Genomic DNA, 12,554 nt, shown 5'->3' on the forward strand with positions numbered 1-12,554 from the left:
GATGAAATACATCTCGACCAGGGGCCGCGCCCCGGAACTTTCCTTCGAAGAGGCAATGCTCAGCGGCCTCGCCCGTGACGGCGGTCTCTATGTGCCGGCCGAAATTCCGCAGATGTCACGCGCCGATATCGCGGCGCTGGCCGGTCTCAGCTACGAGGAATCCGCCTTTCGCGTGATGCGCCCCTTTGTCGGCGACAGCTTCACCGACGAAAGCTTCGGCGATATCATCGCCCGCGCCTATGCCGGATTTGGCCATGGCGCCCGCGCGCCGCTGGTGCAGCTGGCGCCCAACCACTTCCTGCTCGAGCTGTTCCACGGGCCGACGCTGGCGTTCAAGGATTTCGCCATGCAGTTGATCGGCCAGCTGTTCGAGGATGCGCTGAAACGCCGGGGCGAGCGGGTCACCATCGTCGGCGCCACCAGCGGTGACACCGGCTCGGCCGCGATCGAGGCCTTTCGCGGGCTCGATGCCGTCGATGTCTTCATCCTGTTCCCGCATGGTCGGGTTTCCGAGGTGCAGCGCCGGCAGATGACCACGCCCGCCGAGGCCAATGTCCACGCCCTCGCGGTGGATGGCAATTTCGATGATTGCCAGGCCCGGCTCAAGGACATGTTCAACCATTTCGACTTCCGCGACGCAGTCCGCCTCGCCGGGGTCAATTCGATCAACTGGGCGCGGGTGCTGGCGCAGGTGGTCTATTACTTCTCGTCCGCCGTCTCGCTTGGTGCGCCGGACCGCAAGGTCAGCTTCACCGTGCCCACCGGCAACTTCGGCGACATCTTTGCCGGCTACATCGCCAAGCGCATGGGGCTGCCGATCGATCGGCTGGTGATCGCGACCAACCAGAACGACATTCTGCACCGCTGCCTGTCGTCGGGCGACTACCGCAAGGGCGACGTCCATGCCTCGATCTCGCCCTCGATGGATATCGAGGTCAGTTCGAATTTCGAACGTGCGCTGTTTGACGCCTATGACCGCGACGGCAATGCCATCGGCCAGTTGATGGACGAGCTGGGGCAGGGCGGTTTCAACGTCAGCCAGGGCGCGCTGCAACGCCTGCGCGAGCATTTCGACAGCGGCCGCGCCAGCGAAGCGGAAACCCTGGCCACCATCGCGGCGGCGCGCAAGACCATGGGCGAACTGCTCTGCCCGCATTCCGCCGTCGGCGTGAAGGTGGCCGAAGAGCACCGCGATCCGGCCACTCCGATGATCACCCTGGCCACGGCCCACCCGGCGAAATTCCCCGATGCGGTGGAAAAAGCATCGGGCCAGCGGCCGGGGCTTCCCCAACGCATGGCAGATCTGTATGAGCGTGCGGAACGGGTGACCCGAGTGCCAAACGACCTCGCCGCCCTCGAAACCCACATCCGGGAGAAGATCGCCTCTTGACGGTAGAATTGCACACGCTCGCCAACGGTTTCCGCATCGTCACCGAACATATGCCGGGGCTTGAATCGGCCTCGGTCGGCATCTGGGTCGGCGCCGGCGGCCGCGCCGAACGCGAAGACCAGAACGGTATCGCGCATTTCCTCGAGCATATGGCCTTCAAGGGCACAGAGACCCGGTCGGCGTTGCAGATCGCCGAGGCGATCGAGGACGTCGGCGGTTATATCAACGCCTATACCTCGCGTGAGGTGACCGCCTATTACGCCCGCGTGCTGAAAAACGACGTGCCGCTGGCGGTGGACGTGGTGGCCGACATCCTGCTCAACCCGGTGTTCGATCCGCGCGAAATCGAGGTCGAGCGCGGGGTGATCCTGCAAGAGATCGGCCAGGCCAACGATACGCCCGACGACGTGATCTTCGATTGGCTGCAAGAGGCCTCTTATCCCGATCAGGCGCTGGGCCGCACCATCCTCGGCCCGCCCGAGCGGGTTCAGGCATTCACCCGCGAAGACCTCGCGCGTTTTGTCACCGAGCATTACGGCCCCGACCAGATGATCCTCTCGGCGGCCGGCGCCGTCGATCACGCGGCGCTGGTGAAACAGGCCGAGGCGCTCTTTGGCCACCTCGCCCCGCGCCACGCCGAGCTCGACAGCCCGGCCCGCTTTGGCGGCGGCGAAAGCCGGACGGTGAAATCGCTGGAGCAGGCGCATTTCGCCCTGGCGCTGGAAAGCCCCGGCTACCGCGACGAAAGCATCTATACCGCGCAGATCCATTCCGTCGCGCTTGGCGGCGGCATGTCCTCACGGCTGTTTCAGGAGATCCGCGAGAACCGTGGCCTCTGCTACACGATCTTTGCCCAGGCCGGCGCCTATGCCGATACCGGCATGATGACGATCTATGCTGGCACCTCGGCCGAGCAGTTGCCCGATCTGGTCGGGCTCACCATCGACGAGCTGAAACGCGCCGCCGATGACATGACCGAGGCCGAGGTCGCCCGCGCCCGCGCGCAGATGAAGGCCGGCTTGCTGATGGGGCTGGAAAGCCCGTCGAGCCGGGCCGAACGGCTGGCCCGCATGGTGCAGATCTGGGGCCGGGTGCCGCCGCTCACCGAAACCATCGCGCGGATCGATGCGGTCACCGTTCAGGGCGTGCGCGACTTCGGCGGGCACCTTGCCGCCAGCGCGCCGGTGGCCATGGCGCTTTACGGCCCGGTCGAGGCCGCCCCGGATCTCGCGGGGCTGAACGCGCGGCGCGCCGCCTGATGCTTCTGGCCCGACGCAGGATACGGCTCGAGACCGACCGTCTCACCCTGCGCGCGCCCCTGCATTCGGACTACCGCGACTGGTCGTCCCTGCGCGACAGCTCGCGCGGGTTTCTCACTCGGTGGGAGCCGACCTGGTCGAACGACCACCTGAGCCGCAAGAGCTTTACCAACCGGGTCTACTGGTCGCAGCGCGCCATCACCAATGGCACCGCCATGCCGCTGTTCCTGGTGCGCCGCGAGGATCAGGCGCTCTTGGGCGCGATCACCCTCGACAACATCCGCCGGGGCCCGGCCCAGGCCGGCACGCTCGGCTATTGGGTCGGCGCGCCGCATGCCCGCCAGGGCTACATGCGCGAGGCCATCCTCGCGCTGGTGCATCACGCCTTTACCAAGATGGACCTGAGCCGCATCGAGGCCGCCTGCCTGCCGGAAAACCACGCCTCGCGCGGGCTCCTGGAAAGCGCCGGCTTCAAATATGAAGGCGTGGCCCAGAGCTATCTGCAAATCAACGGCCGCTGGCGTACCCATGTGCTCTATGCCGCGCTGCGCATCGACCGCCGGGGCAAAACCGACGCCGGTCTTTGAGGCACGAGGGGCGTCTGCCCGGGCAAATGGGGCCCGGCGCCATCAACAGCCCGTGACCGATCGGCGAATCACGCTATCCTCGCGCCAGAGAGGTATGCCCCATGTTCCGATTTCTTTTGACGTTTCTGGTCTTCGCCACCGCCGCCACCGTCACTTCGGCCCAGCAGGACCGCCGGCCCTCGCATTGCATCGCCATCGCCGATGCCGCACCGGGGATCAGCTTTGTCCACAAGGCCGCCTGAACCGATCCGCTGCCCGATTACACGGTCGGCATTCAGTACATTCAGCATGCCTCCTTTTTGATCCGCACCCGCGGCGGGCTCAATGCCGTGACCGATTTCACCGGCTTCATCGGCACCACCACGATGATCCCCGATGTGGTCACCATGAACCACGCCCATTCCTCGCATTTCACCCGCGCGCCCGATCCGGCGATCCCGCATGCCCTGCGCGGGTGGGGCGAGCCGTTCGGCAGCGGCATCGAACATTATCTCGATCTCGGCGAAATGGTGGTGCGCAATGTCTCGACCGACATCCGCTCGGGCGCCGGCATCGAGCCGAAGGGCAATTCGATCTTCGTCTTCGAGGTCGAAGGGCTCTGCATCGGCCATCTCGGCCACCTGCACCATGAACCCGACGACCTGCAATATGCCGCGCTGGGCCGGCTGGATGTGGTGATGGCGCCGGTCGACGGCGGCATGACCCTCGCGCTGCCGGTGATGATCCGCGTCCTCAAACGGCTGAAATCCTCGATCGTCCTGCCGATGCACTGGTTCTCCGATTACGGCGTCGAACGCTTTGTCGCCGGCATGGCCGACGAATTCGACATCCAGCGGCCCGGCACTTCGGAAATCGAGGTCAGCCTCGCCACCCTGCCGGATCGCCCCACCGTGGTGATCCTGCGCCCCTCCTGGCTGCGCGACGAATAGCCATTGCCGCGCCGACGCGCTAGAACGCGGCCAAGGAGACCCCGATGACCGATCTATTGCCGGCCGATGCCGGATTCGCCGACCGTCTTGCGGCCGCGCTGCCCGAGGGCACGCTCCGCCCCGCCGAGCCGCGCTATCTCGAGGAACCGCGCGGCCGCTGGCAGGGGCAGGCGGGCCTCGTGGCGCTGCCGCGCACGGCCGCGCAGGTGGCGCAGATCGTTGCCGCCTGCCATGCCGCCCGCGTCGGCGTGCTGCCGTATGGCGGCGGCACCGGGCTGGTGGGCGGGCAAATCCAGCCCGAAGGTCCGCCGGCGCTGATCCTCTCGCTCGAACGGATGACCGCCATCCGCGCGCTGTATCCCGAGGAAAACGTGCTGGTGGCCGAGGCCGGCGCCATCCTCGCCGATATCCAGACCGCCGCAGCCGAGGCCGGCCGGCTGTTCCCTCTGTCGCTCGCCTCCGAAGGCAGCGCCCGGATCGGCGGCTGCCTGTCGACCAATGCCGGCGGCGTCAACGTGCTGCGCTATGGCAATGCCCGCGCGCTCTGTCTCGGGCTCGAGGCCGTGCTGCCCGACGGCAGCCTGTGGAACGGGCTGCGGCGGCTGCACAAGGACAACACCGGCTATGATCTCAAGCACCTGCTAATGGGCGCCGAGGGCACGCTGGGCGTGATCACCGCCGCCAGCCTCAAGCTCTCGCCGCGCCCCGCCGCCACCGGCACCGCGATGATCGTCGTCGAAAGCCCGGCGGCCGCCCTGCGCCTGCTGGCCCTGGCCCGCGACATCGCCGGCGAAGGCGTTTCGGCCTTCGAACTGATCCACCGCACCGGGCTCGATTTCCTCGCCGAGATGCTGCCGCAGGTGCGCCAGCCCTTTGCCGAACGGCCCGAATGGACGGTGCTGATCGAGCTTGGCCTGAGCGCCGGACAGGCGCCTGAAGCTGCGCTCGAGACGATCTTTGCCGAAGCGCTGGAGCAGGGGCTGGCCAGCGATGGCGTCATCGCCCAGAGCGAGGGCCAGCGCGCCGGGCTCTGGGCGGTGCGCGAGGAGATCCCCACCGCCAACCGGATGATCGGTGCCATTGCCTCGCATGACATCGCCCTGCCGCTGAGCCTGGTGCCCGACTTCATCGCCAGGGCGCCGGAGGCGCTGGCGGAATTTGCCGATATTCGCGTCAACTGCTTTGGTCACCTGGGCGACGGCAACCTGCATTACAACGTCTTTCCGGCCCCGGGCCGCAGCAAATCCGACTATGCGGCGCAGCGTGACGCCATCAGCCGGGCGGTGCATGATCTCTGCGTCGAGATGGGCGGCTCGTTCAGCGCCGAACACGGGCTTGGCCGGCTCAAGGTGGCGGATCTCGAACGCTATGGCGATCCGGCCAAGCTGGCGACGATGCGCGCGATCAAGGCGGCGCTCGATCCCCACGGCATCATGAACCCGGGCGCGGTGCTGCGCGGCTGAGACCGTTGCGCTTTTGCCGAAGCTGCACTAGATCACCGGCATGAAGCGGCCCATTCTCATCCACCCCGACCCGCGGCTCAAGAAGCTCTGCACGCCTGTCGCCGATCTCTCGGACGATCTGCGCGCGCTGGCCGACGACATGCTCGAAACCATGTATGCCGCGCCCGGCATCGGCCTCGCCGCGCCGCAGGTGGGCGTGATGGACCGGCTGATCGTGATGGATTGCGAAAAGGACGAGACCCAGCCGCCGAAACCGATGGTGATGTTCAACCCCGAGATCATCGACACCTCCGAAGACCTCAATGTCTACGAGGAAGGCTGCCTGTCGATCCCCGACCAATACGCCGAGGTCACCCGCCCGGCCGAGGTCCGCGTGCGCTGGCTCGACCGCGACGGCAAGGTGCAGGAACAGGACATGGACGGGCTCTGGGCGACCTGTGTGCAGCACGAGATCGACCACCTCGACGGCAAGCTCTTTATCGACTACCTCAAACCGCTCAAGCGCCAGATGATCACCCGCAAGATGGTCAAGCTCAAGCGCGAGATGGCGCGGACGGGGTGAGACCGTCGAGCCGGGTCGGGATACGCCGATCCATTGACGGATCGGCGGCGATTTGTTGACAAATCGCCTTGCCCGGCGCCCAACGCTGGCTTACCCCGGCGTGCATGACCCGCAAAGTGATCCCCTGGCCCGACAAGCGCCTGCGCAGCCCCGCCGAACCGGTGAGTGACCTCACCGAGGCTCACCGCATCCTCTGGGAGCAGATGATCGAGGTGATGGAGGCGATGCCCGGCGTCGGCCTCGCCGCGCCGCAACTGGGCGAGATGGTGCGGCTGGCGGTGGTCGATGCTTCGGAGACGCGCGGCCAGGTGGTGCGCATGGCCAACCCCGAGGTGCTGCATGCCTCGGTGCAGTTGCGCGAACACGAGGAGGCCAGCCCCAATCTTCCCGGCGTCTCGGCCAAGGTCAAACGCCCGCGCGCGGTGACCGTGCGCTTCCTGAACGAACATGGCGAGATCGAAGAACGTGATTTCGTCAGCCTCTGGGCCACCTCGGTGCAGCACCAGATCGACCACCTGAACGGCCGGATGTATTTCGACCGGCTGAGCAAGGTCAAACGCGACATGCTGATCCGCAAGGCGAGGAAACTGGCATGAGAGTGGTTTTCGTGGGCACGCCGGATTTCTCGGTGCCGGTGCTCGACGCGCTGGTCGCCGCCGGCCACGAGATCGCCGCCGTCTACTGCCAGCCGCCACGCCCGGCCGGCCGTGGCAAGAAGGACCGGCCGACGCCGGTCCATGCCCGCGCCGTGGCGCTGGGCCTCGCGGTGCGCCATCCGGTGTCGCTGAAGGGCGCGGAGGAACAGGCGGAGTTTGCCGCTTTGAACGCCGATGTCGCGGTGGTGGTGGCCTATGGGCTGATCCTGCCGCAAGCGGTGCTCGATGCGCCGCGCCGGGGCTGCCTGAATATCCACGCCTCGCTCTTGCCGCGCTGGCGCGGGGCGGCGCCGATCCACCGCGCGATCATGGCCGGCGACGCCGAGACCGGCGTCTGCATCATGCAGATGGAGGCCGGGCTCGACACCGGCCCGGTGCTGCTGCGCGAGGCCACCGACATCACCCCGCAGGACACCACCGCGCGGTTGCACGACCGGCTGAGCGCCATGGGCGCCCGGCTGATCGTGCAGGCGCTGGACCGGCTCGACACCCTGACGCCGGAGCCGCAGCCCGACGCCGGCGTGACCTATGCCCGCAAGATCGACAAAGCCGAGGCCGCCATCGACTGGACCCGCCCGGCGCAAGAGATCGACCGCCAGATCCGCGGCCTTTCGCCCTTTCCCGGCGCCTGGACCACGGCGGGAGACACCCGCATCAAGCTTCTGATGTCGGAGCTGACGGGGGGGCAGGGCGCCCCCGGCACGCTGCTCGACGACGACATCACCGTCGCCTGCGGAACCGGCGCGCTGCGGCTGCATACCCTGCAACGGGCGGGCAAGGCGGCGCAGGACGCCGAAACCTTTCTGCGCGGCATGGCACTGCCGCGCGGGACCGTCCTGGGGGAAAGCTGATGTTTCCGGTTCTGATCGGCACCGTGGTGATTGCAGGGATCGTGGGCTATGTTTCTGAAAAGTCGGGGTTTACCCACAACGGCTATCTTCAGAGCATCATCATCTGCGTCGGTGGCGCCTTTCTGTTCTATTTCGTCCGTATCATGTTCGGCCTGGGCTTTGCCTCGCCCGGGCTCAACGCCATCGCTTCGTCGATCGGCGCGCTGATCATCGTGCCGACGCATTGGCGCCGTTAGAACCTTACCGGGCGTTCAGGGAAAATTAACTTATTATTCATACACTTATCCGCGGATAAGCTGGGGGCGGATCAGCTCAGCGCCGTGACCGCCTTTGCCACCAGCGCGATGCCTTCGGCAATCCGCGCCACCGGGATCGAGGAATAGCCCAGCCGGTAGAAATTGCGTGGCACCGAGGGGCCGGCAAAGAAATTGTGCCCCGGCTCGATCAGCACAGATTGTTCCTGCAAACGCTCGAACAGGCGGATGGTGTCCATCCGCTCGGGCGCGCGCAGCCAGAAGGACGAGCCGCCGACCCCCGGCAGCCCGGCCACCTCCAGCCCTTGGGCGGTGATCGCCGCCTCCATCGCCTCGCGCCGCTGGTGCAGGGCGCGGGCCTGGCGCCGCATCAACGCGTCGTAATGACCCAGCGCCAGGAAATGCGCGGTGGTGCGCTGCACATGGCCCGGCGGATGGCGCAACACGCTGGCGCGCAGGCTGCGGACCTCGCGGATAAAGGTCTCGTCGCCCACCAGATAGCCCAGTCGCAGGCCGGGAAAGAGCGATTTCGAAAACGAGCCGACGTAGATCACCCGGCCGTCGCGGTCGAGCGATTTCAGCGCCGGTTGCGGGGCCGTCGGATAGGCCATCTCGAATTCGTAGTCGTCCTCGACGATCAGCGCATCGAGCGCCCGGGCCCTTTCGAGCAGCGCCCGCCGCCGGGCCATCGGCATGGTGGCCGAGGTCGGCGCCTGATGGCTGGGGGTGACAAAGATCACGTCGGTCTCTTCGGGCAGCGCCGCGGGCGGCAGCCCGTCGGCATCGACCTCGACCGGCGCCAGCCGGCAGCGTGCCTGAAGCAACATGTCGCGCAGCGCCGGATAGCCGGGGTTTTCCATCGCCGCCACCCGGTCGCGGGTCAGCAGCACCTGGGTCGCCAGCCAGAGCGCGTTCTGCGCGCCCAGGGTGACGAGGACCTCCTGCGGCCGGGCCTGGATGCCGCGCCGGGGCAGGGTGTGGCGGGCGATGAAGGCGATCAGTTCGGGATCGTCCTGATCGTAGTAATCCGAGGTCAGCGCATGGAAATCCGCCCCGCCAAGCGCGCGCAGGGCGCAGAGCCGCCAGTTGGCGTGATCGAACAGCCCCGGATCGGCCTGCCCGTAGACAAAGGGATATTTGTAGTGGTTCCAGTCGAGCGGCTTGGTCACCTCGGAGGTCTGGGCAAAGCGCTGGCCCAGCGCACGCGCCCAATCGACCCGGTCGGCGCTGGGCGCGGGACCGGCAAAGGCGGGCGGCGGTGTGGGGGCGTTTTCCGAGACGAAATAGCCCGACCGGCCGCGCGCCGCGAGGTAGTCATTGGCGACCAGCTCGGTATAGGCCAGCGTCACGGTGATCCGGCTGACCCCAAGGTGCTGGGCCAGTTTGCGGGTCGAGGGCAGCTTTTCGCCGTGTCTGATCCGGCCCGACAGGATGCCCTGGGCGATCATCTGCTGGATGCGCACCTGAAGCGTGCCCTGGGCATGCGGATCGAGAAAGAAGGCTTCGACTGGGACGGCCATGTCCCAGGGTAGACTGGCTTTATGGTGGGTGCAATCTGGACTGATGGCGACCTGCGACCTTGGGGTTTGACAAGGCGGGCTTGGCCCGCAGTTTTTTGGGAGGGGGGCTTTGCCCGCAGTTTTTTTGAGGAGGGGGGCTTTGCCCCCCGGGCCTGCGGCCTCCCCCCAGGAATATTTACGGGCCAAGAGAAGCCAGGACGGGGATCGTGCCGAACCGTCCCGGCCGGGGAGCAGGAGACCGGAGAGGGACTTCCCCGGGGCGCCGGATCAGCCGGCGAAGACGCGGGTCAGGGCCTGGTCGACGGCGCTGACGATCTCGTCGATGTTGTCCTTGCTGGCGATCAGCGCGGGGCTGAAACACAGGGTGTTGTTGTAGCCCGGCACCGACCGGTTGGTGGCGCCGATGATCACGCCCTGACGGCCGCAATCGGCCACCACGGCCCCGACCTGCGCCTCCGGCACCGGCTGCCGGCTGTCGCGGTCGGCGACCAGTTCGGCGCCGAGGAACAGCCCCTTGCCGCGGACCTGGCCGATCACCGGGTGACGGTCGGCAAGCTCGCTCAGCGCCTCGAACATATGCATGCCCATGGCGGTGGTATTGGCCAGCAGGCCTTCCTCTTCGATGATCGCCATGTTTTCCAGCGCCGCCGCCGGCCCGGCGGTGCAGCCGCCAAAGGTCGAGATATCGCGGAAATAGTCGAGCGGATCGGCGGCGTTCGACTTGAAGAGGGAAAAGACATCCTCGGTGGTGACAAGGCAGGCGATGGCGGCATAGCCCGAGGCCACGCCCTTGGCCATGGTGACCATGTCGGGCTGGATGCCGTAGTGCTGATAGCCGAACCATTCGCCGGTCCGGCCCAGGCCGCAGACCACCTCGTCGATGTGCAGCAGGATGTCGTATTTGCGGCAGATTTCCTGAACCTTCTGCCAGTAGCCCTCGGGCGGGGTGATGACGCCGCCACCGGCGGTCACCGGCTCGAGGCAGAGGCCGCCGACGGTATCGGGGCCTTCGCGCAGGATCACCTGTTCGATCTGGTCGGCGGCCCATTCGCCATAGTTCTCGACCGGCGCGCCGTCCTGTTCGTGGCGGCGATATTCGAGGCAATGCGGCACCCGGACAAAGCCGGGGGTATAAGGCCCGTATTGCGCGCCACGCTCGTCCTGGCCACCGGCCGACAGGCAGGAGATCGTGGTGCCGTGATAATCGCGGTCGCGATAGAGGATTTTGTGCTTCTTGCCGCCGTGGCGCTTGTGGGCGATCTGGCGGATCATCTTGAAGGCCTTTTCATTGGCCTCGGAGCCGGAGTTGCAGTAATAGACCCGGCTCATGCCCGGCATCTTGTCAAGCAGCGCCTCGGCGAAGTGCGAGCCCGGCACGGACCCGGCGGAGCCGGCGAAATAGTTCAGCTTGACCAGCTGGTCGCGCACCGCATTGGCAATGCGCTCGCGGCCGTAGCCGACGTTGACCGTCCAGACGCCGCCCGAAACCGCGTCAAGCAGGCGGGTGCCGTGCTGATCCCAGACGTGGATGCCCTTGCCCTCGATGATGATCCGCGGATCGGAGGTCTCGAAGGGTTTGTGCTGGGTCAGGTGATGCCAGATGTGGGCCTTGTCGGCCTCGACAACACGGCTGATATCATTTGCGCTCAGAGTGCCATCCATGGCGTCACCTTTTGTTTTCGAGGTCAAGAAACAACGGCCGACGGGCCCGGTGAAGCCGGGCCGTCGTCCCTGTCAAGGAAGCCGCGAAAGACGGCGAATGATAGGGCCACATCCGGCCAGTCCTTGAGTCCAATGGAAAGTTCGCCAACGGCTGAATTCAGAGCCAATCCGGCAAGACGCTGAATTCGCGCCAGAAATTTTTCAGGCCGGTTTTCGCAAGCCCTTTGGCACCTTTCGGCGCGCAAAGTTTTTCGTTGATCGCTGACAGGATTTCCGCTCGGATTGTGCCCACGTCCGGGCCACCCGCGACGTGGCCGGGCCAACCGGCAGATCACATGCCCGCAAAAGGGCAGGACCAACACGGGAGCTGAAGACATGACAATCAAACGACGGGTTATGGGGACAGTCGCCGCCGCGGCGCTGATGGCCTCGGCGCAGGCCGGATTTGCCGGCAGCCACAGCGGCGGCATCACGGTCGGCTATTTCCTCGAATGGCCGATGCCGTTCCAATACGCCAAGCAGGAAGGCATGTATGACGAGGCGCTGGGCATGCCGGTCAACTGGGTGAGCTTCGACACCGGCACCGCGATGTCGGCGGCGATGGCCTCGGGCGATGTGCAGATGTCGGTCAGCCAGGGCGTGCCGCCCTTCGTGGTGGCAACCTCGGCCGGGCAGGATCTTCAGATCCTCGACGTGGCGGTGAGCTATTCCGAGAACGACAACTGCGTGGTGCGCGAAGACCTTGAAATCGACAAGATGAGCGCGGCGGAACTCGAGGGCAAGAAGGTCGCCGTGCCGTTGGGCACCGCGGCGCATTACGGTTTCCTCAAGCAGATGAGCCATTTCGGCGTCGACGTCGGCTCGCTCGATGTGGTCGACATGGCGCCGCCGGATGGCGCCGCGGCAATCGCCCAGGGCTCGGTCGACATGGCGTGCGGCTGGGGCGGGTCGCTGCGCCGCATGCTCGAGCACGGCAATTCCCTGCTCACCGGGGCGGAAAAGGAAGAGCTCGGCATCCTGGTCTTCGACGTGACCTCCGGCCCGGCCTCCTGGGTGGCCGAGAATTCCGACACCGTGGCGGCCTTTCTTCAGGTGACGGCCGAGGCCAATGCGATGTGGGCCGACGAGGCCAACCGCGGCAAGATGCTGCCGGTGATCGCCAAGGATGCCGGTATGGACGAGGAGGCGACGATGTCGACGATCTCGACCTTCATCTTCCCGCCGGTCGACGAACAGCTCGGCGAGAAATGGCTGGGCGGCGGCGCGCAGGAGTTCATGAAAGGCGTGGCGGATGTCTTTGTCGAGGCCGGCTCGATCGACAGCGCGCTCGACAGTTATGAAGATGCGGTGAACACCGGACCGCTGCAATCCGCCAGCGGCATGTAAGCCTGACGGCAACGAGACCGGGCCGCTCCGCGTGC

Annotated in this window: 11 protein-coding genes and 1 pseudogene; 10 read left to right on the forward strand and 2 right to left on the reverse strand. The window is 66.5% G+C overall.

The genetic code is table 11. The features are described 5' to 3' along the window. Position 1: 1 nt before the first annotated feature. The 9 genes and pseudogenes from thrC to PVW49_RS06340 all read left to right on the forward strand — a co-directional run bounded on the left by thrC (position 2) and on the right by PVW49_RS06340 (position 7,933). Entirely contained in the window at positions 2-1,390 is a 1,389-nt protein-coding gene (gene thrC, locus PVW49_RS06300; protein WP_274590138.1) for a threonine synthase, read from the forward strand. Then, positions 1,387-2,649 (forward strand): M16 family metallopeptidase, encoded by a 1,263-nt coding sequence (locus tag PVW49_RS06305; RefSeq protein WP_074834297.1) that lies wholly within the window; start codon positions 1,387-1,389, stop codon positions 2,647-2,649. The genes thrC and PVW49_RS06305 overlap by 4 nt, the downstream gene beginning before the upstream one ends. After that, complete coding sequence (locus PVW49_RS06310; RefSeq protein ID WP_048529758.1) at positions 2,649-3,236, forward strand: GNAT family N-acetyltransferase; 588 nt, start codon at positions 2,649-2,651, stop codon at positions 3,234-3,236. The genes PVW49_RS06305 and PVW49_RS06310 overlap by 1 nt, the downstream gene beginning before the upstream one ends. A gap of 101 nt (positions 3,237-3,337) precedes the next feature. Further along, positions 3,338-4,165 (forward strand): annotated as a pseudogene (locus tag PVW49_RS06315) (MBL fold metallo-hydrolase). 44 nt (positions 4,166-4,209) lie between these two features. Further along, on the forward strand, positions 4,210-5,628 hold the full coding sequence (locus PVW49_RS06320; protein ID WP_074834300.1) for an FAD-binding oxidoreductase: 1,419 nt from the start codon (positions 4,210-4,212) through the stop codon (positions 5,626-5,628). 40 nt (positions 5,629-5,668) lie between these two features. Next, positions 5,669-6,190, forward strand: coding sequence for a peptide deformylase (def, locus tag PVW49_RS06325; RefSeq protein WP_048529763.1), 522 nt, complete (start codon positions 5,669-5,671; stop codon positions 6,188-6,190). Between the two features lie 104 nt (positions 6,191-6,294). Beyond that, entirely contained in the window at positions 6,295-6,786 is a 492-nt protein-coding gene (def, locus tag PVW49_RS06330) for a peptide deformylase (protein ID WP_048529766.1), read from the forward strand. Next, positions 6,783-7,697: a methionyl-tRNA formyltransferase gene (gene fmt, locus PVW49_RS06335; RefSeq protein ID WP_274590139.1), complete on the forward strand. Its 915-nt coding sequence runs from the start codon at positions 6,783-6,785 to the stop codon at positions 7,695-7,697. The genes def (PVW49_RS06330) and fmt overlap by 4 nt, the downstream gene beginning before the upstream one ends. Beyond that, entirely contained in the window at positions 7,697-7,933 is a 237-nt protein-coding gene (locus PVW49_RS06340) for a hypothetical protein (RefSeq protein ID WP_048529770.1), read from the forward strand. The genes fmt and PVW49_RS06340 overlap by 1 nt, the downstream gene beginning before the upstream one ends. A gap of 71 nt (positions 7,934-8,004) precedes the next feature. On the opposite strand, the gene pdxR is transcribed toward PVW49_RS06340, so the two are convergent. After that, a complete protein-coding gene (pdxR, locus tag PVW49_RS06345; RefSeq protein ID WP_274590140.1) occupies positions 8,005-9,471 on the reverse strand; it encodes a MocR-like pyridoxine biosynthesis transcription factor PdxR in 1,467 nt (488 codons plus the stop codon). A 267-nt stretch (positions 9,472-9,738) separates the two neighbouring features. Continuing rightward, positions 9,739-11,133 (reverse strand): aminotransferase family protein, encoded by a 1,395-nt coding sequence (locus tag PVW49_RS06350; protein ID WP_274565689.1) that lies wholly within the window; start codon positions 11,131-11,133, stop codon positions 9,739-9,741. A 375-nt stretch (positions 11,134-11,508) separates the two neighbouring features. Here PVW49_RS06350 and PVW49_RS06355 point away from each other — a divergent pair, with 375 nt between their 5' ends. Continuing rightward, complete coding sequence (locus PVW49_RS06355; RefSeq protein WP_274590141.1) at positions 11,509-12,519, forward strand: taurine ABC transporter substrate-binding protein; 1,011 nt, start codon at positions 11,509-11,511, stop codon at positions 12,517-12,519. The last annotated feature ends 35 nt before the right edge of the window (positions 12,520-12,554 follow it).

The sequence above is a fragment of the Marinovum sp. PR37 genome, from assembly GCF_028807375.1.
GTDB classification, from domain to species: domain Bacteria; phylum Pseudomonadota; class Alphaproteobacteria; order Rhodobacterales; family Rhodobacteraceae; genus Marinovum; species Marinovum algicola.